The 25,023-nt window shown below is 43.4% G+C and carries 28 protein-coding genes, 1 pseudogene and 1 riboswitch; of the genes and pseudogenes, 22 read left to right on the forward strand and 7 right to left on the reverse strand.

The genetic code is table 11. The annotated features are described in order from the left end of the window. Window positions 1–9: 9 nt before the first annotated feature. From ACESPQ_RS00080 to ACESPQ_RS00105, 6 genes are all read left to right on the forward strand, one after another. Window positions 10–504, forward strand: coding sequence for a PTS sugar transporter subunit IIA (locus ACESPQ_RS00080; RefSeq protein ID WP_227761272.1), 495 nt, complete (start codon window positions 10–12; stop codon window positions 502–504). Next, complete coding sequence (locus ACESPQ_RS00085; RefSeq protein WP_002606436.1) at window positions 494–793, forward strand: PTS sucrose transporter subunit IIABC; 300 nt, start codon at window positions 494–496, stop codon at window positions 791–793. The genes ACESPQ_RS00080 and ACESPQ_RS00085 overlap by 11 nt, the downstream gene beginning before the upstream one ends. A gap of 23 nt (window positions 794–816) precedes the next feature. After that, window positions 817–2,091 (forward strand): PTS transporter subunit IIC, encoded by a 1,275-nt coding sequence (locus tag ACESPQ_RS00090; protein ID WP_002606435.1) that lies wholly within the window; start codon window positions 817–819, stop codon window positions 2,089–2,091. A 75-nt stretch (window positions 2,092–2,166) separates the two neighbouring features. Further along, a complete protein-coding gene (locus ACESPQ_RS00095) occupies window positions 2,167–3,180 on the forward strand; it encodes a zinc-dependent alcohol dehydrogenase (RefSeq protein ID WP_257335028.1) in 1,014 nt (337 codons plus the stop codon). A gap of 227 nt (window positions 3,181–3,407) precedes the next feature. Then, window positions 3,408–4,184: a glucose-6-phosphate isomerase family protein gene (locus tag ACESPQ_RS00100; protein WP_002606433.1), complete on the forward strand. Its 777-nt coding sequence runs from the start codon at window positions 3,408–3,410 to the stop codon at window positions 4,182–4,184. Next, on the forward strand, window positions 4,181–5,287 hold the full coding sequence (locus ACESPQ_RS00105) for a mannitol dehydrogenase (protein WP_022300616.1): 1,107 nt from the start codon (window positions 4,181–4,183) through the stop codon (window positions 5,285–5,287). Before ACESPQ_RS00100 ends, ACESPQ_RS00105 begins: the two co-directional genes overlap by 4 nt. A gap of 282 nt (window positions 5,288–5,569) precedes the next feature. Here the strand turns inward: ACESPQ_RS00105 and ACESPQ_RS00110 are convergent, their stop codons facing one another. After that, window positions 5,570–5,935, reverse strand: a complete 366-nt coding sequence (locus ACESPQ_RS00110) for a DUF6483 family protein (RefSeq protein WP_008816288.1) — start codon at window positions 5,933–5,935, stop codon at window positions 5,570–5,572. Then, window positions 5,932–6,924: a Gfo/Idh/MocA family protein gene (locus tag ACESPQ_RS00115; protein WP_373143733.1), complete on the reverse strand. Its 993-nt coding sequence runs from the start codon at window positions 6,922–6,924 to the stop codon at window positions 5,932–5,934. Before ACESPQ_RS00115 ends, ACESPQ_RS00110 begins: the two co-directional genes overlap by 4 nt. Before the next feature lie 160 nt (window positions 6,925–7,084). Here ACESPQ_RS00115 and ACESPQ_RS00120 point away from each other — a divergent pair, with 160 nt between their 5' ends. The 4 genes and pseudogenes from ACESPQ_RS00120 (at window position 7,085) to ACESPQ_RS00135 (ending at window position 10,793) form a co-directional block, all read left to right on the forward strand. Continuing rightward, complete coding sequence (locus ACESPQ_RS00120; protein WP_257270920.1) at window positions 7,085–7,843, forward strand: Tim44 domain-containing protein; 759 nt, start codon at window positions 7,085–7,087, stop codon at window positions 7,841–7,843. Between the two features lie 2 nt (window positions 7,844–7,845). Continuing rightward, window positions 7,846–8,235, forward strand: a complete 390-nt coding sequence (locus ACESPQ_RS00125; RefSeq protein ID WP_373143734.1) for a (deoxy)nucleoside triphosphate pyrophosphohydrolase — start codon at window positions 7,846–7,848, stop codon at window positions 8,233–8,235. A gap of 296 nt (window positions 8,236–8,531) precedes the next feature. Next, window positions 8,532–9,404 (forward strand): annotated as a pseudogene (locus tag ACESPQ_RS00130) (PstS family phosphate ABC transporter substrate-binding protein). A gap of 159 nt (window positions 9,405–9,563) precedes the next feature. After that, window positions 9,564–10,793 carry an HD domain-containing protein gene (locus ACESPQ_RS00135; protein ID WP_373143735.1) on the forward strand — a complete coding sequence of 410 codons (1,230 nt, stop codon included), beginning with the start codon at window positions 9,564–9,566 and terminating at the stop codon, window positions 10,791–10,793. A gap of 192 nt (window positions 10,794–10,985) precedes the next feature. Here ACESPQ_RS00135 and ACESPQ_RS00140 read toward each other — a convergent pair whose 3' ends face one another. After that, window positions 10,986–11,609 (reverse strand): hypothetical protein, encoded by a 624-nt coding sequence (locus tag ACESPQ_RS00140; protein ID WP_002606425.1) that lies wholly within the window; start codon window positions 11,607–11,609, stop codon window positions 10,986–10,988. Next, the gene (locus tag ACESPQ_RS00145) at window positions 11,609–12,121 is read right to left on the reverse strand and encodes an NAD(P)H-dependent oxidoreductase (RefSeq protein ID WP_002606424.1); all 513 of its coding nucleotides are present in this window, start codon (window positions 12,119–12,121) and stop codon (window positions 11,609–11,611) included. Before ACESPQ_RS00145 ends, ACESPQ_RS00140 begins: the two co-directional genes overlap by 1 nt. Window positions 12,122–12,177: 56 nt before the next feature. Between ACESPQ_RS00145 and ACESPQ_RS00150 the strand changes: the two genes are divergently transcribed. The 3 genes from ACESPQ_RS00150 (at window position 12,178) to ACESPQ_RS00160 (ending at window position 13,896) form a co-directional block, all read left to right on the forward strand. Continuing rightward, on the forward strand, window positions 12,178–12,855 hold the full coding sequence (locus ACESPQ_RS00150) for a TetR/AcrR family transcriptional regulator (RefSeq protein ID WP_217780268.1): 678 nt from the start codon (window positions 12,178–12,180) through the stop codon (window positions 12,853–12,855). A 317-nt stretch (window positions 12,856–13,172) separates the two neighbouring features. Then, on the forward strand, window positions 13,173–13,511 hold the full coding sequence (locus tag ACESPQ_RS00155; RefSeq protein WP_002606422.1) for a PTS lactose/cellobiose transporter subunit IIA: 339 nt from the start codon (window positions 13,173–13,175) through the stop codon (window positions 13,509–13,511). 193 nt (window positions 13,512–13,704) lie between these two features. Next, window positions 13,705–13,896 carry a hypothetical protein gene (locus ACESPQ_RS00160; protein WP_002606420.1) on the forward strand — a complete coding sequence of 64 codons (192 nt, stop codon included), beginning with the start codon at window positions 13,705–13,707 and terminating at the stop codon, window positions 13,894–13,896. Between the two features lie 187 nt (window positions 13,897–14,083). On the opposite strand, the gene ACESPQ_RS00165 is transcribed toward ACESPQ_RS00160, so the two are convergent. The 3 genes from ACESPQ_RS00165 to ACESPQ_RS00175 all read right to left on the reverse strand — a co-directional run bounded on the left by ACESPQ_RS00165 (window position 14,084) and on the right by ACESPQ_RS00175 (window position 16,036). Further along, window positions 14,084–15,190 (reverse strand): alpha/beta hydrolase, encoded by a 1,107-nt coding sequence (locus ACESPQ_RS00165; RefSeq protein ID WP_002606419.1) that lies wholly within the window; start codon window positions 15,188–15,190, stop codon window positions 14,084–14,086. A 223-nt stretch (window positions 15,191–15,413) separates the two neighbouring features. Beyond that, a complete protein-coding gene (locus tag ACESPQ_RS00170) occupies window positions 15,414–15,830 on the reverse strand; it encodes a hypothetical protein (RefSeq protein WP_002606418.1) in 417 nt (138 codons plus the stop codon). Further along, the gene (locus ACESPQ_RS00175; RefSeq protein ID WP_002606417.1) at window positions 15,827–16,036 is read right to left on the reverse strand and encodes a helix-turn-helix transcriptional regulator; all 210 of its coding nucleotides are present in this window, start codon (window positions 16,034–16,036) and stop codon (window positions 15,827–15,829) included. The genes ACESPQ_RS00170 and ACESPQ_RS00175 overlap by 4 nt, the downstream gene beginning before the upstream one ends. A 173-nt stretch (window positions 16,037–16,209) precedes the next feature. Between ACESPQ_RS00175 and ACESPQ_RS00180 the strand changes: the two genes are divergently transcribed. From ACESPQ_RS00180 to ACESPQ_RS00220, 9 genes are all read left to right on the forward strand, one after another. Beyond that, on the forward strand, window positions 16,210–16,656 hold the full coding sequence (locus ACESPQ_RS00180) for a LytR/AlgR family response regulator transcription factor (RefSeq protein ID WP_257335402.1): 447 nt from the start codon (window positions 16,210–16,212) through the stop codon (window positions 16,654–16,656). Window positions 16,657–16,668: 12 nt separating this feature from the next. After that, window positions 16,669–17,364 carry a hypothetical protein gene (locus ACESPQ_RS00185; RefSeq protein WP_002606415.1) on the forward strand — a complete coding sequence of 232 codons (696 nt, stop codon included), beginning with the start codon at window positions 16,669–16,671 and terminating at the stop codon, window positions 17,362–17,364. After that, entirely contained in the window at window positions 17,361–18,104 is a 744-nt protein-coding gene (locus tag ACESPQ_RS00190) for a hypothetical protein (protein WP_002606414.1), read from the forward strand. The genes ACESPQ_RS00185 and ACESPQ_RS00190 overlap by 4 nt, the downstream gene beginning before the upstream one ends. Next, complete coding sequence (locus ACESPQ_RS00195) at window positions 18,101–18,829, forward strand: hypothetical protein (RefSeq protein ID WP_002606413.1); 729 nt, start codon at window positions 18,101–18,103, stop codon at window positions 18,827–18,829. Before ACESPQ_RS00190 ends, ACESPQ_RS00195 begins: the two co-directional genes overlap by 4 nt. Further along, window positions 18,816–19,526: a hypothetical protein gene (locus tag ACESPQ_RS00200; RefSeq protein WP_002606412.1), complete on the forward strand. Its 711-nt coding sequence runs from the start codon at window positions 18,816–18,818 to the stop codon at window positions 19,524–19,526. Before ACESPQ_RS00195 ends, ACESPQ_RS00200 begins: the two co-directional genes overlap by 14 nt. A 56-nt stretch (window positions 19,527–19,582) precedes the next feature. Continuing rightward, window positions 19,583–19,682, forward strand: a riboswitch (purine riboswitch). 62 nt (window positions 19,683–19,744) lie between these two features. After that, window positions 19,745–20,977: a phosphoribosylamine--glycine ligase gene (gene purD / locus ACESPQ_RS00205; protein WP_002606411.1), complete on the forward strand. Its 1,233-nt coding sequence runs from the start codon at window positions 19,745–19,747 to the stop codon at window positions 20,975–20,977. Between the two features lie 2 nt (window positions 20,978–20,979). Beyond that, a complete protein-coding gene (locus ACESPQ_RS00210; protein WP_002606410.1) occupies window positions 20,980–21,924 on the forward strand; it encodes a hypothetical protein in 945 nt (314 codons plus the stop codon). 29 nt (window positions 21,925–21,953) lie between these two features. Beyond that, window positions 21,954–23,624, forward strand: a complete 1,671-nt coding sequence (locus ACESPQ_RS00215) for a formate--tetrahydrofolate ligase (protein ID WP_002606409.1) — start codon at window positions 21,954–21,956, stop codon at window positions 23,622–23,624. Between the two features lie 528 nt (window positions 23,625–24,152). After that, a complete protein-coding gene (locus ACESPQ_RS00220) occupies window positions 24,153–25,019 on the forward strand; it encodes a MurR/RpiR family transcriptional regulator (protein WP_002606408.1) in 867 nt (288 codons plus the stop codon). The last annotated feature ends 4 nt before the right edge of the window (window positions 25,020–25,023 follow it).

Below are 25,023 nucleotides of genomic sequence, written 5' to 3' on the forward strand. Positions count from 1 at the left end.
TGATGGGAGGTGAAGCTGTTGGATCAGGAAATACAAATCGTCAGAGAATGTATTCTGCCGCATTATGCAGCACAGCAGAAGGAAGATATCATACAGGAACTCAGTAAGCGAATGAAGGAACGAAATCTTGTGAATGCAGATTTTCAGGAAGCGGTATTAAAACGGGAACAGAAGTATCCTACCGGATTGCTGATAGGGAAACGCAATATCGCTATACCTCATACAGAGCCGCAGTATGTTAAAGTACCGTGTATCGGTATCGCCACCTTGAAAAAAAGTGTTGCGTTTCACCGCATGGATGCATGTGATGAGCTGGTGGATGTGGATGTCGTACTGCTGCTTGCCTTGAATCAGGCACATGCACATATGGAAATGCTGAGCAGAATCATCCTCATGTGCCAGGATGAAGCATTCATCGAGGAATTGATGCGGGCAGAGCAGGAAACAGATATTGAACAAATCGTCAGAGAACGATTAGAAGGAGGAAAACAGCATGAATCGTAAACCATTGGTACTGGTTGTATGCGGCGCAGGAACCCTGACTTCCGTTATTGCCAGCCAGGGAGTGGAACAGGGCTTGAAGAAAAGAGGAATCACAGATGTGGAAATCAAGGTAGGCAGACTGGACGATATCGGACGGTACGCTGATCGTATTACCGTGCTTGTCGCTTCCATGAATATTCGCCAGAAATATGATTTTCCGGTTATCAATGCCATATCGTTTCTGACGGGGGATGAGGATGGTCAGGAGCGTGTCGTGGATAAAGTGGCTGATATTTTGAAAAATAAATAAGCAGAGAAAGTGAGGAGAAACTTATGGAAATGCTACAGAATTTTTTTGACTGGTTCTTCGCCTTGGGCAGCAGTGTGTTTGTGCCGTTCATCATGTTCACACTATGTATGGTGTTTAAGGGCGGTTTGAGCAAGAGTCTGCGCAGTGCCCTGTATATGGGCGTTGGGCTTGTTGGATTGGGGCTGATCGTTGATTATTCCGTTGCAGCGATGACACCTGTTACAGAATCACTCGTAAATAATCTGGGATTGAGTCTGAATGTAATTGATATCGGGTATGGAAATGTCAGTGCAGCCTGGGCTTGGCCGGGCGTAGTCTGGGTGATTTTGGGTATTATTGCAGTGAATTTCATCATGGTTGTTTTAAAGTGGACAAAGACGCTGTGGGTGGATATGTGGAATATCTGGCATGGTGAGTTTGTTGCCGGTATGATGTGGGCATTTACCGGAAATATCTATATCGGTGTTGCCAGCGGTCTGATCTTGCTTGTCATCAATATGAAGCTTGCCGATTATCACGCTAAAAAAATACAGGAGTTTAACGGTTTGGAGGGAATTTCTGTAGTTGCGACCTCAGGTACCTTTACAGCATCCTGGGCACAGGGATGTATGTGGGTAATCAACAAGATACCGGGGCTTCGCGATATCAAGGCATCCTCCGAACAGATTAAGGAGAAATTCGGAATTTTCGGGGAAATGTCTGTTATTGGTGCGCTGATGGGTACCGTTATGGGAATCGTTGCCGGCTTTGATTTTATTAACACGGCACAGCTGGCAATCAAGCTTGCGGCAGTGCTTGTCATTCTTCCAAGAATGCTGTCTATTATTGCAGAAGGTATTATACCGATTTCCAATGCACTGTCTAAATTCATGAGAGAGAAATTTCCAGGCAGAGAGCTGTATATCGCAGTAGACCCAGCCATTCTGCTGGGGGATCCTTCCGTTATGTCAACAGTAATCCTGATGTATCCGATTTCCGTTATGATTGCAGCGGTTATTCCGGGCTGTAACTTTCTTCCGGTTGCATCTCTTGCGGCTCTGCCATACTGGATTGGCGGCATGGTGCCGTATACAAAGGGAAATATCATTCATACGGTAATCTGTGCAACGCTTTGGATCATACCTGCCACTCTGATTGCTTCCTCTCTGGCGGGAATATGCACCGATCTTTGCAGCATGACGGGGTTATTTACAGATCAGATAGCAAATGGCGCAATGTTTACCAACTGGGATGAAGGCGGAAATATTCTTCTCTGGTTATTTGTCAAGGCAGGTCAGCTGTTTGGATTTGGTGGATAAGGGGTAAAAAACTTGAAGTATCCAACGGGAAAGCAAGAAAGCTGTACCCGTATACAGCAGGAGAATGGAGATAGTATGAAACAGGCAGTATTGAAACAGCAGGGGGTGCTTGCCATTGCGGATGTACAGGAGGATCTAACTCTGCAGGCGGATGAGGTGCTTGTTGAGGTGAAGGTTGTTACGATCTGCGGATCGGATCTCAGCTACTTTCAGGCTGAAACGCTGCCGCATGATTTACAGTATCCGCTGGTGCTGGGACATGAGATGGCCGGCATTGTAAAAGAAACCGGTACTGCTGTAAGCGGTGTTCAAAAGGGAGATCGTGTAGCAGTGGAGCCGCAGAGCTATTGCGGGCATTGCGAGGCCTGTCAAAGAGGAGATTATAATTTCTGTGAATCATTGCAATTCATGGCCAGCAAGGGAATCAGCGGAGCTTTAAAGCAATATGTGAAGTGGCCGCAAAGCTCAATCTATAAGCTGGAGGATTCCATGTCCTTTGAAGAAGGTGCGCTGCTGGAGCCGTTATCTGTTGCATACAGCGCGATTGAAAAGTTGGACTTTCACAAGGAAAGCAGGCTTGTGATTTTAGGAGCAGGATCTATCGGACTGCTTATGGGAGTGCTGATGCAGGAATTATATCCCGAGGTGAGCGTTCATCTAGTGGATGTTTATGAGAGTAAGCGGGACATAGGAGAGCGTCTGCATATGAAAAAGGATCAGTTTCTGATAGGAACTGCGTATGAACTGGAATCTATGAAGCCGTTTACCCACATCATTGATACAACCGGGAACAGTGAGGTGGTGAAGCAATTTCTGCAGCATAGCATACCGCAGGCCGTACTTCTGGAACTCGGTGTCAGTGATCGCCCTTTGGAAATCAGCTTTAAGGATATTGTATATCAGGGGCTTCGCATTATAGGCTCTTACCGCTATACGAATACCTATCCCAGACTTTTGAAATTGTTTCGGGAACAGCACCTGCAAGTGCGCGATATTATAACGGGCAGATACCCGTTTGAAGCAGTACAGACAGCCTTTGAACAGGCAATGGATGGACGCCATCACAGCAAAATCGCCATTTATTTATAACGAAAAGCCTGTTGGCTGTGCAGTAGGCAGCATGCCGACAGGTTTTTCATACATTTGGAAGGAATGTAAAAAAGAGGTTGAAGGAAAAAAAGCTAACGTATGATAAGCATCCCGTATTGCGTCTATCGGGGTGTATAAACCGTTATGGGATAAAAACGTACAGTGTATCACAGAGAAAGCGAAGCGCAGTAAGGAAAGCAGGAGTGCGTGTATAGGAGGATATGATTATGAAATTGAATACAGGAATGAATTTGTCTGTGGATCTGGATAAAATGGAATTTATATATGATGTAGCTACGACAGGACCGCTTACAGAGAAGCGTAGACTGGATGATATACGTGCAAGCTTGAGTGATCCGAATGCAGAAGGACCGTCCATTGTTTATGCAGTTGCAATGGATGTAGCCAAAAAGAAGCATATGCAGGATTTAATTGACCGCAATCTTTTGTATGGCGCGATGATTTTTGAAAAAGGAGTTATCGGGGAGGAGCCTGTTCGTTCTCAGGGGCATATCCATGCGGTGTCAGCCTCATGTAATGCCTCTACCTGTGAGGTATATGAAATCTGGGCAGGGGAGGCCTATATCTATATGCAGGAATATGCCGGGGATGATCCGGGGCGTTGCTTTGCAGTTCATGCCAGAACCAAAGATGTAGTGATTGTACCGCCGGGGTGGGCACATTGTACAATCAACGCGGATCCCTCCAGAGCCATGCTGTTTGGTGCATGGTGTGTCCGTGATTATGGTTTTGATTATGAGCAGGTTCGCGCACATAGGGGAGTTGCATTTTTCCCAAAAGTAAAGGATGGCAGTATCACCTTTGTGCAGAATACACAATATCACCCTGCACAGCTAGAAATTCTGAAAGCAAGAGCATATCCGGAATTTCATCTGGAGCAGGGGGTACCAATCTATACGCAGTATGAGAATAATCCGGAAAGATTCCGTTTTGTAACGCATCCACAGGAGGCTGAGGAGCAATGGAAGGAGTATCGACCATGAAACAGAAGAAGCTGGTCGTCCATTTTGGCGCAGGTGCATTGGGAAGAGGTTTGGTTGTACCAATGCTGTATGATAGCGGCTGCCGTATCGTGCTTGCGGATACAAATCCGATGCTGATCGAAAAAATGAAAGATGCAAAGTCCTATACACTGGATGTTTCAGATGATGAACAACAGAGACTGCATACCATTAAAATAGAAGATATCGTTTCACCTGTAACGGATGAAGCGATGCTTCTTGCATATTTGCATATATGTGATGCAGTGACTACATCAGTCCGCAGAGAAAATCTAATCCATGTCGCAAAGGTTCTAGCCATGGCATGGGGGACGGAAAGTGATTCCCGGCGTATGGTTCTTTGCTGTGAGAACGTGGAGGGTGTAGGGGCATACTTTCACTCTCTGCTTATGGATTATGCGAAAAATGAACAACAGAGGAAAAACCTGTCTGTGATTCGCATACCGGATACGATTGTTGACCGCATCTGCGCAGCAGGATCCACCATTATGGAGGTTACGAGTGAATCGTTTCATGAATGCAGTGTCGATGCAGACGTGGTGACAGATACGGGAATCGCCAAGATACCGTCGATAACAAATATTCGCTCCCACTTTTATCGCAAGCGGTATCTGCTGAATACCTATGCAGATGCAATGGCATTTCTTGCACTTGAAAAACAGCATACCTATTTATATGAAGCAGCGAAGGATGAAGAAATTCAGAACAGGTTGGACCCATATATTCGTCTTTTGATACAGCTTTTAAAAGCGAAGTACGGAATCGCCATGAATGAGAGCGAGCATTGGTTTCAGCTGTACCGAAAACGACTTTCCAATCCGGAAATTCCAAGAGAGCTGCATACGGTTGCCCGCAGTCTATGGAGCAAAATGACACTTAGTGAACGTTTTATCTGTCCGCTAATAGAATTGATTCATTTGCATATCGATGTCAGCGACGGGCTGGCGGTCATACAAGAAATCATTGAGAGTCAGGCCGGAAGAGAAGGTCTTACAGATGATGAAGTACACAAAAAGCTGCAGGATCTATGGGGTGGGACGGAGTATGGAAGGAAGCTGCTTGAGATGTTTATTGCTTTGGAATAGATTTGAAAGCAATCACCTTAACGCAATATCTGTTCCTTATCATGAATGAGTCCTTCTGTAAACAGGCTTATTTTGTTTATCATATAGAGATCGTTTTCTTTTCTGCTTTTTTAATTGAAGTTTATGAAACGTAAAGAACGCAAGCTGTGGCCTGCGTCTTTTGCGCTAAAGCTGTATTGGTTTTTAAGGACATAGACATGAATTTCCTGCTTTTACGTATCCTTTTAGTTTGTACCACTTCACGCTGAAGTATGATTGCAAGCTCATTCGTGTCTTGCTCGTTTATAGATGGATACCATATTGTTGCGTAATGAATTCCAGGTCATTATACAGCTCCTGCCGTGTATAGCCGCCTTCCTGTAGCTCGGATTCGCTCAAAGAATTCAGCTGATCAAACGCAGATAGTGCAACCTTGAGATATTCCATACTGCCGGTCGCAAAATATTCACGTAAATATTGTACAGCTTCGGGGTATTTCCTTTCCCTTAGCAGCGCCTGTATCCGTCTGTGATATTTTTTCACATCTTCATCACTGAGCTCCTCCTCCACCCTAATTTCACTTTTCTCCCGATGTAAAAGCACCTTGCCCAGCATGTCGGTCATGCCCTCAATCTGCCGCATGATCCAGTCATTTTCAAATACACTCATAATCCATTCCTGTCTGCCGCAAATGCGATTCCGGCATCCCTTCTGGCAGCTTCATACACCTCCATAACCGTTCTTGAATAAGCAAGCAGCTGTGTACAGCGCTCATAGTCATCCAGCTTATAAATATCTCGGAAATCCTGTAATTCATAATACAGAGCTACATCATTCTGCACGATGGAAGGATGCTCAGCACGTTCCCTGCCGATCTGAATGGTATAGGCAGCGCATCTGCTTGTTTCCGAACGCATGGTGATAAATCCCTTTTCTCCCTGAATCTGTGCAATGCATTCACTTCTGGTATCCTTACAGCCGACGCATACCGCCTGAAAGCCGTCGTATTGCATAAGTACAACACCGCTTGTATCAATGCCATTTGCATGTTTATTGGCATAGTAGTGCACTGTTTTGGGCTTACCGAATAATCCAATTACATAATGCAGATTATAAATATTGATGTCTGCGAGTGCTCCTCCGGAGAATTCCGGATTGAATACATTCGGTGTTTCCCCCTGCAGAAACTTGTCATAGCGGCTGGAGTATTGAGAAAAATTACACTGAACCATCCGAATGGTACCAAGCCTTGGAAGCTCTTCTTTCATGCGTAGATAATTTGGCATATGTGCAGTTACGATCGCCTCGAAAAGATACAGGTGCCGATCCTGTGCTTCTTTAACCAGACGATCGAATTCCTCAACCGTGGATGTGAACGGCTTTTCACAGATAACGTTTTTTCCTGCCTGCAGAGCTTTCAATGCATGCTCAAAATGCAGGCTGTTCGGTGATGCGACATAGACGAAATTGATTTCCTCATCCTTCAGCATATCATCCAGATTCGTATAGATTTTATCAATTTCATATTTGTCTGCCAGCTTGTGGGCTGAGGATTCCTTACGTGAAAACATGGCAACACAGCTGATATTGGCACTTTCCTGCACTGCCGTTAAAAACCAGTCAACGATAAAGCCTGTTCCTATGGTTGCTACATTCATGACAATCCCTCCATTCTTATTTTAAATATAGCACATATGCATGTTTGTGAACAGAGAAAGAGAATGAATTGCGTAAGAAGCAATTCTTAAAAAACTGTTGGTTTTCATGATTTGTTATCTGGTGTTTTTCCTGTATAATGAACATATAAAGGGTGATGCTATGAAAAAGAAATGCCTTGTTTACCTGATAATCCTGCCGCTTTTATTGCCGCTATCCGCGCATGCGAGAGCGGGAGGCGGTGGTTCCGGAGGCGGTGGTGGAAGCTCTAGTGGCGGTTCCTCATCAGGCAGTACGAATTCTGATCATTATTACGGACGTGGATACAATGACCCGATTGGCAGTATGTTCTCTACGATTGCCATAGGAGGTCTGCTTGTATTGATACCTGCAATGCCGATGCTTGCCTATCGTAGAAGAGTGAAAAAGAAAGCAAAGCAAAGTGCTGCCCTGCTGCATCGGATGGAAGATACGGATGCCATTTGGAATGAGAAGCTGATAAAGCAGCGGGTAGAGGATATTTACTATCATGTACAGGATGCATGGACGAATGCAAAGGTTGAAGATCTGAAGCCTTATCTTACAGAACATTTGTATGAGCAGTGGAAAATGCGTCTTACCTGGATGGAGCTGCGCAATGAGCGCAATGTTCTGGATAATATCAAGCTGCGAAGAAGTGCGGTGGTTGGCATTCAGGATTATCGCGATGACAGTCAGGATTCCTGCTGGCTGTATATCGAAGGAAGCATGATAGATTACACCATAAATTCACAGACACAAACAATTACGGAAGGTAAACGAAAAACATCAACCTTTGTGGAATATTGGAAGCTGCAAAGAATCGGGGATACCTTTTACCTGGATGATGTCAGACAAAAGGAGGATGTGAATCCGGAGGATTTTACAGATTGGAGGGAATAAGCGTGAAGACAAAGGATATCGTATGTGCTGTAATTTGCATGGATCAGCGTCTGCTCATTGCGAAGCGAAGCAGCGGTGTACATGAGAACATTTGGGAATTTCCCGGTGGCAAGGTAGAGTCGGGGGAAACATGGGAACAGGCAGTAGCTCGTGAAATTAGGGAGGAGCTGGAGCTGTGTGTGGATATCGACAGATATCTTACAACGATTCGCGATAACAGAGAGGATTGCACACTGCTTGTACACGCTTATCTTTGCAGATATGTAAGTGGCGAAATTCATCTGCATGCCCATCATGAATATGCATTGGTAACGCCGCGTGAGCTTTACAGCTATCAATTTGAAGCAGCAGATCAACCTATACTGGACATGCTTCAGGAGAACACCTTATGATGTGGGCATTCTCTATCGTACTGTTAATGCTGATAACGATTGTGGCACTACCGATAGTTTCAATGTCTGCGCTCATGCTTGCATGGGCAACTGCACATAGATATATGTCACCGGTTTTTATGTTTACAGTGATTATGGTGTTTGTCTACCTCTGGAGTATGCTGATATCAAAACAGCGGAATCAGTGCTGGCTGAAAAAGAAAACACAGCTTGCGCTGATTCTCCCTGTGATTCTGGGAATCTGTATACTGGGCGGGACCTTTGCATATGATGCATGGCAGAGCCGGTTTGAGGTGATGCGCAGTGAGGTTGATTTGTTTGAATATGAACCGTTTCATAGCGATAAGCTGGCAGTTCTTGATAAAAAAAGCTCCTATTTGATGCAGGAGCCACTTTTAAGGCTTGACGGCGCAACAGCATTATACCCGGTGTATGCTTCCTTCGTGCAGGCAGTGTATCCTAGGGAAGGCTATGATGATGATAGTACAGATATTGTGCGATGTACAACAACCCCGGAAGCATATGAAAATCTACTGAAGGGTGATACTGATCTTATTTTTGTGGCAGCTCCCAGCGATAAGCAAAGGGAACTGTTTGAAAAAGAGGGAAAAGAGCTTATCATGGTTCCCCTCGGTATGGAGGCCTTCGTATTCTTTGTGAATTCTGAGAATCCGGTGGAATCATTAACATCACAGCAGATTCAGGATATTTACAGCGGTAACATCATAAATTGGAAGGATGTCGGTGGCAATGATGAACGAATTTGAGCCTTCCAGCGTCCGGAGGGAAGCGGTTCGCAATCGGCTTTGCTGCGCTTTATGGAGGGAAAGAAATTGATGTCGCCACCGCAAAAGGATGTGGCAAGCGGTATGGGAGATATCGTAACGGAAACTGCAGAATACGAAAACAGGGAAAATGCAATCGGCTATTCCTTCCGCTATTATACGCAGGGGATGGTGAAAAATAAGGGAATACGTCTTCTGAAGGTGGATGGCATTGAACCGAGCGTTGAAAATATCCGCAAGGATACATATCCGATCAGCAGTCCGTTTTATGCTGTCTATGTGAAGGGGAATGCGAATAAGAATCTGAAGCCGTTTCTAAGCTGGATTCAGTCAAAGGAAGGAAAAGAGCTGATTGAGAAAACAGGATATGTGGCAGGCTCATAGCTTTTATAGAAAAGAAGATCGGATAGAGGCTCCGATTTTCTTTGTTTTACTCACAGGTATTTATATCAGTTAATTCTTAGGCTTATCTAAATTCCATAATTTGTTATAATTACACAGCGCTTTATAGTATAATGATAATAGAAAAGAGGGTGAGAGATTATGCTTAAAACAGAAGAAACCAAAGTTCTGCGCGATCCGATTCACGGCTATATTCATGTGGATCTGAAGGTGGTATGGGATTGCATCAACGCAAAGGAAATGCAGCGTTTGAGACGGATCCATCAGCTGGGGGGAGATTTTCAGGTTTATCATACGGCAGAGCATTCACGGTTCTCCCACTCTCTGGGGGTTTATGAAATTGTGCGGCGCATGGTTTATGAAATTGATCAGCTGCGGGAGGTATTGAGTGACTACGAAAAGGCGGTAGTGATGCTGGCAGGTCTGCTTCATGATATCGGACACGGTCCGTTTTCTCACGCCTTTGAGGGAATCAGTACGTATAAGCATGAAGAGTACACCGTGAAAATCATCATGGAGAATAGCGAAATTCATCAGATACTTGCCGCCTGTGATGCGCGGCTGCCGGAGGATGTTGCTAGTATTATCCAGTACCGCCATGCAAAGGAATGTATGAATCAGCTGGTAAGCGGTCAGCTGGATGCGGATCGTATGGATTATCTTCTGCGGGATGCTTATTTTACCGGAACCAGCTATGGAAAATTTGATCTGGAGCGAATTCTGAGAACAATACGTGTAAAGAATGGAAGAATCGTTGTAAAAGCAAGCGGGATACATAGCGTTGAGGACTATATCATGGCTCGCTACCATATGTACTGGCAGGTGTATCTGCATCCGGTGGCACGCAGCTATGAAACCCTGCTTTCTATCCTGTTTCGCAGGATGAAGGAGGTATATGCTCTGCATCCTGAATATCTGAGTGATGTAAAAATGTTTCATCCATTCCTCTGTGGAGCGGATGCGGGCATTGATGCGTTGTATCGTCTGGACGAATCCGCGGCCCTGTATGGATTCTCTGAGCTGGTAACCTGCAGGGATGAAATCCTGCGTGATATATCCTATCGACTCTTAAATCGAAAGCTGTTTGAATATGTAACACTGAAAAATCCGGAGGATTTAGAGCGTATTCAGCTGCATGTACAGGCATTGGGATACGATCCGGACTATTATGTTTATCAGGATGTTGTCTCACAAAAGCCGTATTCTCCTTATAAGAGCAATGAAAGCGGACATAATATCTGGGTACTTGAGGAAAGCGGCAAGGTTAAGGAGCTGTCAAAGGCCAGTGATATTGTTGGTGCATTAACAAGAGCTGATTTAAAAGAGGAATCAAAGCTTTATTTTCCTGAAGAAAAACTGCATATAAAATAACCGTCATAGAGATACTCGAAAGCTTACGGCAGGCTGTATATCAACAATACCGTAGGAAAGGAAGAGGAAACTGTCTATGACGGTTTTCTGTTGGTTTCACTTTTTACGGAATCCGGATGGTAGTTAATGTATTTATACGATATTTACTATCAAGAGAATAGGAAGCATAGAATTGTTTTGCTTTCAAAAGGCTTACCGTTTCGGATACACACGCTTTGGATCATAGCCATTCTTTTTTAATTGCTTATTCCAGGAATGATGTGCCATTTTTATATAAAGACTGCGCGGAAAGGCAGGCTGGACATAAGAATTTTCGAATGCAGTATCCGTTATAATAGCTTCTCTCATACGGCGAAGGGCTTTATCCACAGGAGCTTTTGGGCCATGCTCCCATGCCATTGCTTGTATTTCATTCAGCATGGGACCTGCACCGATGCCGATCCCTCCCATGAAACACATACCGCTTTTAGTACACCAGTTTTCCACAACCTGCAGCGCATAGCGATTCTGCTTTCCTTCAAAAAAGCCGCAGTTTACAATAACATACAGGTTCACCTTTACAGCTGCACGCTTTCGTTCCTTCTCCCATTGCAGAAGAAAGCTGAGAAGATGGGAAGGCAGCGCATCAAAATAAAGTGGAAAGCTTAGCACAATGGTATCAAAGGATTGCAGTTGATGAAAAATATCCGGAATTTTATGGATATCCATACAGTGGAAAACAGTGATATTTTCCATATCTGTAAAGAGATGTTTGGCCAGCATTTCACTGCAGCTGTTTGATGGCTTCGGTGAGCCGGAAAGGATTGCGTATTTCATTAAACGGCCACCTCCAACATGGTTTGTAACCGGACAAGTGCCTTTTCACTATCCGCGCAGTGATGACATTGGACATACCTGCAATCCATATTGATTCCATTCGCCTGAACAAGAGCTTGAAGGACGTTTTGTTCCTGTTCATTCTCACTGCCATATGCAATAACAATCAGCTGAAGATGAGTGGGAGAGGTTAACACATGGTGCATTTCATGATTGCGAATGGTGAAATACGGCTGCACATAGGAAAGAGAGCGGTCGATTGCACACTTCACAAACGGACTATAGGAGCCATATACATTCTCTGTAAGAATATAAAGCGTATCGCTTTGTTTCATGGAAGCTGTAAAGGAAGCTATATCATCTTGGAATATGCATGCTCCCGGTGATTTGATCCAGCAGGAAAAGCAGCCTGTACATGGTGCTGTCTGCTTGAGCTCATGGGAATCGAATACAGATACATTTTCTGAAAATGGCAGTTGAGGTAAGGCAATATCGGATAGTATGGTTTTCATGATAAATCCTTTCTTCAGCTAAGTAAACGCTGTTTACATTGATAGAGTATCATATTATGTTTACACTGTCAACATCGTGTGATAAAATACAGTTACATCGTAAGAAGGGACTGGTCTGCATGTGTGAACAAAGCTATCATCATAAGGATTTAAAAAATACATTGATAAAGGAGGGCATTCATTACATCAATGTGTACGGGGAACGAAGCCTTTCTATGCGAAAGCTTGCGGCACTCTGTCATGTTTCACATACCGCCCTGTATAAGCATTTTCAAAATAAGGAAGAGTTTATGAACGCCATTTCTGCATATATCGAAGAACAGTTCACGGAGGCATTGCAAAGGTCCTATGAGAATGCGGGTGGTGATGTAGATGAGGCTATCATTCAGATTGGTGCAGGTTATGTAGCCTTTATGGTACAGCATCCTGATTTTTTGAAATATCATACCAATATCATGAAATCACAAATGTTTCAGCTGCAGGACTTAGAAAAGAAGTCAGTGAAGTCGTATGAGATATTTCGCAGTACCGCTCTTGCCTTTTTGAAAAAACACGGTTGTCCGCCGGAGGAGTATCAGAAGGAGATCCTCTCCATGTGGAGCCTTGTAATGGGATTGAGTGATATGCTTGCCTATAAAATCATAGATTCCCAAAAGGATGCGTTGAAAACGGCAGAGGAAATCATACGTCGGGAAATCAAGCTTCGCTGTATGAAGTCTGCTTATCGCAGCTAGCTATTTAGGAAGATATTTGGAAAGGATAGTCCTGAGCATCCCTTTATAAAGCTGTTTTGTTACATCCTTCAGAAAGCAGATCTGCTGATTTGAGTATTATGTTTTACTGTTGGGTCTGTAAGCGGCTGTGAATGCCTGAGAGTATGATAGAAATAGGTCTGCATATCCTGTAGCTGTTAAAGCGATTGAGAGAATACTTCAATCAGTAATGAATTCGGCATCTTTTGTAAGAGATATCATTTTCTTTAAATTCCTAGTGAAATCACGGTATGGGTATGATACAATAGTAGAACAGAAAAGGTCAGGAGATGGATACGATGGGCAGTTCAGAACTTGAAATACTAGAAATCATTTCTTCCGTGGGACAGGCTAGAAGTCTTTATATCGAAGCGATTCAGGAGGCTAAAAGTAAAAACTACGGACAGTGTAACGAGCTTGTAAGAAAGGGCAATGAACAGTATGCAAAGGGGCATCGTATACATCAGCGACTTGTTCAGGAGGAAGCCGGAGGAAATCCGGTGGATTTAAACCTTCTGCTCACACATGCGCAGGATTTACTGATGAGTGCGGAATCCTTCAAAATTTTATGTGATGAATTCGTTGATCTGTATCGTAAATTTGATGAGCTGGAAGAGAAAATATATGAAAAAGGATAAAGGCATGGAGTGATTTCCATGTTTTTTTGTTTAAGAAAACGGTATGGCTTATGAGTGTTAATGTCTTTATCGAAGCATGCGGATATAAGCTTTGTGAATAACGTACGTGAGCAGTCAGAGAAGCTGGAGTCCTTAAAACAGATTATACGGGATATACAGAAAGTAGGAGCCTGTCGATGAGGTTTCATAAAGTATGGTCATCAACGGTATCCATGCGCAGATTCAAAGCCTTGCCGTGGATACACAGAAGCAGTGCAATCAGCTGTTCTCACAGCATACGGTTGATATGAATATATTGATGCTGTATGTGTTCCTGGTGTCATGTGAGCGCAGATACCGCCTGTCTACAGCTGTAAGGATAAATCCATACTCAGCACGCTGCTGAAAATCGATTATCTTCAACGGTATTCCTATATAAAACAGGCCATTCGGATGCAGCTGCCTAGGCTCTTTGCGGAATGCAGTACATAGATAAAACTCTGTATAAGGTCAGGTATACAGAGCTTTTTTCATATCAATTCATGGTACAGATAGATTCATGACTGTCGGTTAAGTAAATATATGATTAAAATCTATTCAGGAAGCTCATGTAGAAAGCGTATTATGGTTTTCCATACCTCTTTACTCATTGCGATATCACCATGATCCAATGTATCAAATTGAATCGTCTTAACCGGCGTTGTGAAGCATTCAATCAGGCGCCTTGAGAGGCTGGGAGAAACGATGGTATCCTGATTGCTCAATATGACCAGAGCAGGGCAGGTCACGGTATGGACATATCTGTCACTTGTTAGCGGGTAACGAATCAGATGCTGCAGGGGACCATAGAAAACAGGGAAATAGGAATTGAATAAATCTCTCCCGTTATTGTATGGAGAGAGAAGAATGAGTGCATCCGGTGTTGATTTGGAAGCTGCATAGCTTGCCATTCCTGTACCGATACTGTAGCCGACGATATACAGCTTTTTATTTGGATATCTGTGACGGGCATAATGCAGGACTGCATCCGCCATCTTAAATAGCTCTTCCTGTGACAGGGAACCCTTGCTGTCTCCGTAGGAAGGATAATCAATACTGAGAAAGTGTGAATTCTTCATATAAGAGAAAATTCCGCTTTCATCATATTCTCTGCATAAGGCACTGGTATTCTGTGCATTTCCTCCAAAATACACTATGATGCTATCCGCATTCTCTGCTTTTCTCAGCCATCCGGTATATTGCGAATCTATGCTGATACGCTCATAGGCTTTATCCGCCATGAGCATATCCCGATCCTGAGGACTTGCATTTGGATAAAAGATAACATATTCCTGTGCAAAATAAATGGTTGTGAGAAAGATGAAAAGCATACTGATCAGAAGAAATGCAAACAGACGGCAGACGATATGGCGAAATGGTTTTGTATATTCCAGCTTTACATATCTGCGTACGAGGAAGCCGGTCATGATAAACAGGGATAACAGAAGCGGCAGAAGATAAATACCGATTCGTATCCATAGCGGATAATAGCTCGTAACCAGTGCCTGCTGACGCAGAATGTAAAAGACAATGCATATTTCCAGACAAATATTGATGAGTGGAAAAATGAACAGAAAAAACCTTGGCAAACGGTAATGATAGATAAGAATCTCGATAACTGTAATGGCTGCTGCAATGAGCAGAATCCATACAAGCTGCATAAACAGCATCTCCTTTACGATATTACAATACCATCTTCTTTGGTGAATATAATGTATTGCGAAGTCTGGCAAAGCTGCCTGTATACAAGCAGCCAATGAGCTTATGCACAGGCAGTATTTTTAAAGCAGCCCTGCAGGAACCGGATCGTACGCGGCAGCCTTTTGATGATGGCGCATGCATCCCTGTAATCGGCTTCATCCGGCAGGTCTATGATATGGAAAGCTACAGCCTTCTTTTGTAATACATCCAGATCAGTAAATAGGCAAACAGCTGAATGCCCAGGAGAATGTTAAAGCAGCTGTTGATGGCTTCTTCATGATATAAGGATGCAAGAACAGAGGCTGCCAGAGTTGCGATAAGAGATACGTTGAATGCCTGCGCTCTGCTGTTTTTCTGAATTAGCAGATTGCGTTCATCTGTTTCATCAATAATCAATTGCTCACGTTTCCTTTGTGATGCTTTGGCTGACCATATCGCTTTCAGCATATACAGGGAAACGATGAGGCCTCCGACACCTCCACTGAAAAGGGAGGAACTGCGATATTCCTGCGAAAAGCCGACAACAATCAGCACAACTGACAGTATGATAAACAGTAGAATCGTAATGCATTTCATCCTTATAATATTCTGTTCTTTCATGACTCATCCGCTCCTTCCGTAAAAAGAAATACATCCTCGATATGATGTTGAAAAATTGTTGCTATGCGGTGTGCAAGGTGAATGGAGGGATCGTATTTCCCCTTCTCCAGTGAGATGATCGTCTGCCGGCTGACTCTGCACCGCTGTGCCAGCTCCTCCTGCGTCATTTGTAATTCCTGCCGAAGCTTTCGTATTCGATTTCTCATGAATGTAAAGCCTCCTTTACATCTTTAGTATACCACCGGATGATAAAAATGTGAAGCGTGCTTTACATATATTTGCTTTTCCTGTGCATGTTACTGCCTATATTTGTATCTTATATCATACTGCTTGTGTTTCCTCTGAATTCCGATAAACTATAGGTGAAAAGGGTGAAAGTATGAAACTTAAGCTATTATGCAGAAAAGAGATGAAAGAACAGCTGTTGGATGATCTTCAAAAGGGGCAGGTTACTGTTTGTGAGGATGCCGATTATGTATTGTACGAGGCAAATTATGATTACCGCTATCTGCTTGTCAGGGATCATGAGGAATACATGCGTCTCGCTGTTGAAGATATCATCTATATAGAAAGCATTTCCCAGGAAATATGGATACATACCATGGACGGCAGGTACCGTGTTAAAGAAGCAATGTATCAGCTGGAGGCCAATTTGTATGAAAAAGGATTTCTGAGAGTTCATAAGGCGTTCATTGTAAATAAAAAGGATATACGGCGAATCCGAAGCAGCTTAAATTCAAAATTTACGCTTATTCTCACAAACGAGGATCAAATCGAGGTATCCAGAAGCTATTATTACCGGTTCAAAGAAGAAATGGGATTTTAAGGAGGGATGCATATGCTACAGACTTTGTTTGACAGTCAATCATCCACCGGTTTGCTTCTGCTTATTCTACTTCTTTTACTGGCAGGTCTGGTGGTTTATGTCCTTTATAAGCATTACTATGAGCTGCGGGTCAATCAACATTTAAAAACACCGGAAAAGCAGATTCATTTATTAACAGTCCGGACAGTGGTATGCATTTGGGGGATTCTCTCGATCCTGACGCTATCCTGGTATATGGGCTATTATTATCTGCGTGAAGCAGAGCAAAGTGAAACGACATGTGATATGTATGATACGGTGCAGTATGCAGGAGTGGATGAAGCTATGGTTAAGGAACAGCTTGAGGCTGTAAAAAAAGGCAGCAAATCCCTTAGCATGCAGAAGGAAAAGCCGAATAAGCATGTAACTGTAACCTATGCAGTAAATGATCGCAAGGAATATGTATATGTCGTTACGTATGATCTGCTGAGAGAACCGCAAAGGGATGAACAGATAATAATCCGTAATCGTACGGACAGCGGCTGGACCAGTGGGGAAATCAAGGCGGATTCGCGGAAAATCATATCCATGACCACAGGAACAATCAAGGATTCTTGCGCAGCACAGAAGCGCAGCATTCACATATACAATTATACCCGGGGGAAAAATAAGAATCGTGTCGATTATTATGACAGCTACACGATTGAAAAGGGAGGTATCCATCGATGAAAAAATTAACAGGAATTGCAGGGCTGCTTATTCTCTGCTGTATAGGAGGGTGTGCACCTGTGCAGAAGGAAGCGACATTTCTGAAATCAAGTATTCGATTTCATTTTCCGGGAGAGGACATGGAGGAAAGTCTTATAGTACGGTTTAAAAAAGAAGGCGGTGAAGGTGTCAGGGTAACGGGAATCGCAGATTACAAGGCAGACGCTGTGGTTGATCCTCGTTATGTGATTGATGAGGAAGCACCTATGGAGGATGAGAATTTCTATGCTTATGGAATTCAGCTTCCCATGTTTAAAGATATGAAGGTAAGCTTTTCCAAAATCACCTATCAAAAGGATCAGGAGGAGAAAACGGCGGATATCGGTATATATGAAATAGAAAAAAGCGGAGAGGTTTTTGAAGAAGCCTCCATTTCAAAGAACTGGGATTCTGAGGAAAAAGAGCTGTATATTGATGTAAATACGAAGGCAGCAGGGAGACTGATCCACGTTGAAGCTGTGAATCCGGATGCTCCTATAAAAATTGAAATACAGAGAAATACATATGGCGATTTTGATACAGACACAAGAGTTATACTTCGCTATGAGCTGCCAAAGGAATATGATATGACAGCTACAAATTTCTGTTATACCTTTGAAAAAAGCGGCAGAAGGATACAACGGTATGGACGAGGTGTTGTTGAGCTTTATAGGAATGGAAATCAAACCGCGGGCAGAGGCTTTCAGCGCCTTGCTGTGTGACTGTAAACAGAATGGATACGATTGCACAGAAAGCTACAGCCTCCCTTACGCAATGGCCGTGGGTTCTGGTTCTGCTCGTCCTAGGCGGAGCTCTTCTTTATATTGCGTATCGATATCGCTATGATAAAAATCTGAATGCTGCACTGCTCGATAAAGCTGTAAGAAAACTGCCTTCCCCGAAAACCGTATTATTTGCTTACGCAATATTGGCTGCAGCCTGCAGCTTGCTTGTTTTCGCATGGAACACAAAGCCAGGTGACACGAAACAAAGGAGCTGTTTCACGACGGAAAGCTATCTTGACCTAAATGCCGATGTACAAACGATTACAGAAGAGCTGAAACACATGGAAGCATTGAAAAGCAGGGAATCAGTTTCATATCATGAACAGGAGCTTAAGCATGGAATCCGGATGCAGTATGCGATAAAGAATAAAAAGGACTACGTTTATATCATCAGCTATGAACGTGCCGCAACAGATTTAAAGGAGTATTACTATATAGAGCTGCAGGATATTTTCGGTGGTACATATGCAACGAATATGATAATGAACCCCAAAGATAAAAAACTATATGTCATGGTTCGAGGAACTATGCAGGAATCCTGTGATGCTTCCGAGTTGAAGCTGGAGCTGCGGAATATAACGGAAGAAGAAAATAAAAATTCGATACATGAAGAGATTCGCTTTACTGTAGAAAATGGAGGGATACAAAATGAAAGTAAATAAAAAAATACTTCTGCTTCTGCCTCTGTTAGTGGTGGTGTTTCTTCTTTTATGGTTTGCTTTCCAGCCTGCAGCTTCAACGGCTGAATTTTTACACAACAGTGTAGAATATAGCAAGACCTCATTGTATGAGGTGGAGAGTATTATGCTCGAAGAGGGTAAGCCTTCGCGTAATACTGTCACAGAGCCGCAGCTGATAGATTTTGATATGAAGCAGCCGATGGATCCTGCTGTATGGTTTTGTGAAGCTGCCCCGTTAACCGTCTATGTGCCTATGAAGCAGGGAAGTCGTGTCCGTTTTCAAACACTCCAGTATACAGAAAACGGGGAAGAAAGGACGGCTGATCTGGGACGGTATGATATCCGATATGTGAAGGGAAAAGCATTGCAGGAGTCTGAGTTTTTCGGAAACACGGAGGAACAAGTGATAAATATCCGTATACGAAAGAAAGCATATGGTCGTCTGAAAACGGTGGAGCCTGTTAATCGGGATCTGAAAGTCAAGGCAGTGGAAATTAGCGAGGATGAGAAAAGCTATCGGATTCGAATACCGTATCAGGATTTCTCAGCATATGATTATATTTATACCAATCTGAAATATACGTTTGAAAAGGATGGAAGAAAGGAAATTTATTATGGGGAACAGGTGCTGCCGATTCATAAAGAATTCGGAATAGACTATCATGTGATTATAGATTGAGTGCTTTCCCGAAACTTTCCTGAAATGGAATTGTAATGTTGTACAAAATAAAGTAAAATAAGAGTGGAAATATTACTTGTATAGAAACATGATTGGATGATTCGTCTCTACTCGCCGACCGTAAATTGGCGAACTACAAGTAAACTTTTTGGCTCAATGCATGGAAGGTTTACTGTGACTTTTCATGCTTTTTATGTTTCGGAAGGAGCGATTGTTTGATGAAAGTATTGGTAATCGGTAAAGGCGGAAGAGAGCATGCACTGGTTCATGCGGTAAGCAGAAGCGGCCGGGTAAAGAAGATTTATGCAGCTCCGGGAAATCCCGGAATGGCAGAGCTTGCGGAGTGTGTCAATATTGCGGACAGTGATGTAAAGGGCTTAACCGCATTTGCAAAGGAACAGGAAATAGATTTAACGATAGTCGGACCGGAGGCTACGCTGTCACTGGGAATCGTTGATGCGTTTCAGGCAGAGGGACTAAAGATATTCGGACCGACAAAGGATGCGGCACAGGTGGAGTCCAGCAAGGACTTTGCGAAGAAAATCATGGCGAAGTATGGTATTCCGACAGCAAGCTACCAGACCTTTGACAATAAAGCGGATGCAATCGGCTATGTGGAGCATCAGGGCGTGCCGATTGTCATAAAGGAAGACGGCTTGAAGGCAGGAAAGGGTGTTACGGTTGCTTATGAATTAAAGGAAGCATTGGATGCAATCGAAATCGCGTTCAGTATTCCGGGAAACCGTGTTGTTATCGAGGAATGCCTGGAGGGCTTTGAATTCTCCTTGATTTGCTTTGTATGTGATGATCTGGTTCTTCCGATGGAGGTTGCACAGGATCATAAGGCGGCGTATGACGGTGATAAAGGTCCAAATACCGGTGGTATGGGTGTCTACTCTCCTGTTAAGAAGATAACACCGGATATTATTGAGGAAACGATGAATGCAGTTATGATACCGATGGCGAAGGCAATGGTGAAGGAAGGGCATCCGTTTACCGGATTTCTGTACGGCGGGCTGATGCTGACAAAGCATGGTGTTAAAACAATCGAATTCAATGCACGCTTTGGTGACCCGGAGGCAGAGGTTATCCTGCCGAGGCTGAAAACGGATTTCTGTGACGTGATTGAGAATATTATGAACCATTCCAAGACAGAGCTGGAATGGGACGACAGGGTTACGCTTGGTGTTGTTATGGCCAGTGAGGGTTATCCTGCTTCCAGTACAAAGGGCGCTGTGATTGAAAATTTGGAGAATGTGAATTCCATGGTATTTCACATGGGGACGGCAGAAAAGGAAGGCAGTCTGGTAACGGACGGCGGTCGTGTTCTGTGCGTGTGCGCTGCAGCGGATACACTGGAGGAAGCATATGAAAAAGCATATGCGGATGTACATAGAATTCACTGTGATAAGCTCTTTTACAGAAATGATATTGGAAAGAAAGATATGTAGCTATGGGAAACTGGAAGCCGCTTTTTGCATCTGTGTGCATAGGCATGGCACTTCTTGGATGCACATCAAAGGAGATGCCAAAGAAGGAAGCAGATCAGGTATCTGAGGGGGAGATACAGCAGATTAGCTGGGTGAAAGAACCGTTTGCTGCATATGAAACGGATCCAATCGCTTTGTACGACAAGGGCTTTCTTGTGAATGATGGAAACAGGGAAGGCTTCATAAATGCCAATGGCGATCTTCTGCTTGCTATGAAGTATAAGTTTCAGACCTGCTTCATAGATGATGCTTATGGTGTCATGGAAGGCGGTGATGGAGATTTGAAATATCTCTCACAGCTACTCCATGTTGAGGGCTATGATCAGGGCTGTTGGACAGGGATTGTTGGGCCGCAGACCAGCTACTATGTTGATGATAAAGGTGAAAATGTTTATGCTATTCGCTATGATATGAATACATCCACATATGTAGAGGAAAAAACGGATTTGGAAACGATCTGTGCTGATATAAAGGCAGATGTCTTCTTCCTGCCAGTCAATCTGAAAATAACAGGTGAGGAAGACGGAAAGGATAGTAGAACAGAGGAAGGATTTGTACTTGTCACTAAGGGAAAGCTGCATTCGGAAACCGTATATGAAGCTGTACATATGAAGGAGCGTGTATATCGTCCCCATATGGCACTGGAAGCTTTAAATGCTGTAAAAAAGGATGGAAAATGGGCTATCATGGATAAAACAGGGAAGCTGATAAGCGATTTTGCGTATGCTGCGGCAGATGTTTTGAATGATACCTATGTGAAGGTAGAGAAAAAGCCGTATATTGGACTATATACGAAGGACCAGAAAGAATATTTGTATGAAGGCATCGAAAGTATCACAGCACCAAGTCAGAGGGTTGTATTTGCGAAGCAGAATGATCTGTGGGGCTTGATGAAGCTTACTGAATAAGGATAAGAGAAATATACAAGGAGGAAGCTATGTTTAAAACAGACTTAGAAATTGCGCAGGAATGTAAAATGGAGCATATTCGTGATATTGCGGCAAAAATCGGTGTGGGTGAAGAGGACCTGGAATACTATGGTAATTATAAGGCAAAGATATCTCTCGATTTGCTGCATAGAAATGAAGACAAGGAAGATGGTAAGCTGATTCTGGTGACCGCAATCAATCCGACAAAGGCCGGGGAAGGAAAATCCACAACGACTGTTGGTTTGGGGGATGCGTTAAACCGGCTGGGGAAAAAGACGATGATCGCGCTTCGTGAGCCAAGTCTGGGTCCGGTTTTCGGTCTGAAGGGTGGAGCTGCCGGCGGCGGTTATGCCCAGGTTGTACCAATGGAGGATATTAACCTGCATTTTACCGGGGATATGCACGCAATCACAACAGCAAACAATTTGATTTCCGCATGTCTGGATAATCATATTCATCAGGGAAATGAGCTGGATATCGATATAGAAAACATCACATGGAAACGCTGTCTGGATATGAACGATCGTACGCTGCGTCACATTACGATTGGACAGGGACCGAAGGCGAATGGTGTGGAACGTGTGGACGGCTTCAATATCACGGTGGCCAGTGAGGTGATGGCAGTTCTTTGTCTGTCTACTTCTTTGATGGATTTAAAGGAGCGCCTCGGCAATATGCTGGTGGCATTTAATTCAAAGAAGGAGCCGATTTATGTAAAGGACCTTGGCATTGAAGGGGCTCTGGCAATGGTTATGAAGGATGCCATCAAACCGAATATGGTACAGACACTGGAACATAATCCTGTACTGATTCACGGCGGTCCGTTTGCCAATATCGCTCATGGCTGTAATTCCATTCTTGCGACAAGAACATGTCTGAAGCTTGCGGATTATACGGTGACAGAGGCAGGCTTTGGTGCTGATCTTGGAGCTGAAAAGTTCCTGGATATCAAGTGTCGCTTCGGTGGGCTGAAGCCAAATGCAGTGGTAATTGTAGCAACCATTCGTGCCTTGAAGCAGCACGGCAATGTAGCATATGAGGATTTGAAGGATGAAAATGTGGAAGCGATGCTGACAGGGTGTGAAAATCTTGCAAAGCACATTGATACAGTAAAGCAGTTCGGACTGCCTTATATCGTAGCAATCAATGAATTTGCGAGCGATACTCCTGCAGAGGTGAAAGCATTACAGAACTGGTGTAAAGAGCATCAGCATCCGATGAGCCTTTCTCAGGTATGGGCAAAGGGCGGAGAAGGCGCGCTTGATCTAGCCAATCAGCTGGTGGAGCTTTGTGCAGAGGAAAACAGCTATGCTCCGCTGTATGATGTGGAACAAAGCATTGAGGAAAAAATTACAGCAATTGCGACCAGGGTGTATGGCGCAAAAGAAGTGGCATTTACAGAAGAGGCGAAGGAACAAATTGCGTTGTATACTTCCCTTGGCTGGGATAAGATGCCGATCTGTATGGCGAAAACGCAGATGTCACTGTCCGATGATGCGAAGGTATATGGGGCTCCAAAGGATTTTACGATTACGGTTCGTGAGCTGCGCCCGAGTCTTGGTGCCGGTTTCCTGGTTGCATTAACGGGAAAGATACTGACGATGCCGGGTCTTCCAAAGGTGCCTGCGGCAAATAACATGGATATCGATGAAAAGGGGCATATTGAGGGATTGTTCTAAAATGAACATAATGCAGCTTTAATAACATTAGCTTGATCATCATAAAGATATTTTGGTTTTAATGGTACTTTACGCAACTATAGGTACTATACATAAAGGGAATTCATAGCTTCTAGTTCAATAGATGCTTTGGATTCTCTTTTTCGTATGCATCAAGTCTGTGAAAACAGGATGGAATTATCGACCTGAAAAACAAGAGAGATTATATTGGTTAGGAAAATGAAAATAATTATCACGCTTATATGATAATCTATATCGCACATGTTATAATAAGGAATAAGGTATAAACTGAAAATCACCTTCATTCATACGATAAATACGGTATTATTTTCATATGAATATGAATTCAGAGGAAGGATTTAAAAAACAATAATGTAAATTATTATCAAAATATATTGACACAATAATGATAATAATTTACAATAACGTTGTGAACAATTGTTCCTGATCATCATGTGAACGCTTACCCGGGCTGCGCTGCATGAAGAAAGAAGGTTGATGCTATTCTGGAGGGAAAGGAAGATACAAATGAATACAACAAAATTGGCATTATTTGAAAAACAGCTGACGAATATGGAGGATGCACTGACGAAATCCGATCAAAAAATCGTAACATATCTGAAAGAGCATCCGGATAGATTCACACGCATGTCCATAACGGATATTTCAGAAGATATTGGAACGAGCATTGCGGCAATCACCCGTTTTGTAAAAAAAATGGGCTACGATAAGCTGCAGGATTTAAAGCTGGCGATTACAAGAGATATGGAAGCCAGCGAAAGCTCCCAATATGTACGTGTGGAGGAGGATGACGATATTCTCACCGTTTCAAAGAAGGTTCTACAGAAAAACATCGAGACGATTGAGGATATCGGCAAAATTATTCGCGAGGATGATCTGGAAGAAGCATTTCAAATCATTCGGGATGCAAGAAGAGTCATCTTCACAGGTGTTGGCGGTTCTGCCAGCGTTGCACAGGATGCTTACCATAAATTCATGCGTATCGGCATGATGGTGGAGCTGATTACAGATGTGCATACACAGGCGGTTGTTTCCTCAGTGGGAAATGAAGAGGATGCCATTATTGTTGTAAGCAATGAGGGAGCCAATACGGAGCTAAATGCCGCATTGAAGGTAGCAAAGGAAAATCGCATGAAGATTATTGCAATCACACAGTTCTCTCAATCTCCTTTAACAAAGCTGGCGGATGTATGCTTATATACGCTGTCGAGAAATTTCAGCTATAAGCCGCAGTCGCTGATCTCCAGAATAGCAGAATACAGTCTTGTTGATGTTCTATATGTTGGCTTCTGCATGCAGTCACAGGATACCGTTGCAGAGAAGCTTTTAGAAATCAGCACCAATATGAAGAAATTCAAGAATTATAACGACTGATGAT

Origin of the sequence: Clostridium sp. HGF2 (assembly GCF_964240115.1) — a bacterium.
Lineage (GTDB): Bacteria > Bacillota_I > Bacilli_A > Erysipelotrichales > Erysipelotrichaceae > Clostridium_AQ > Clostridium_AQ innocuum.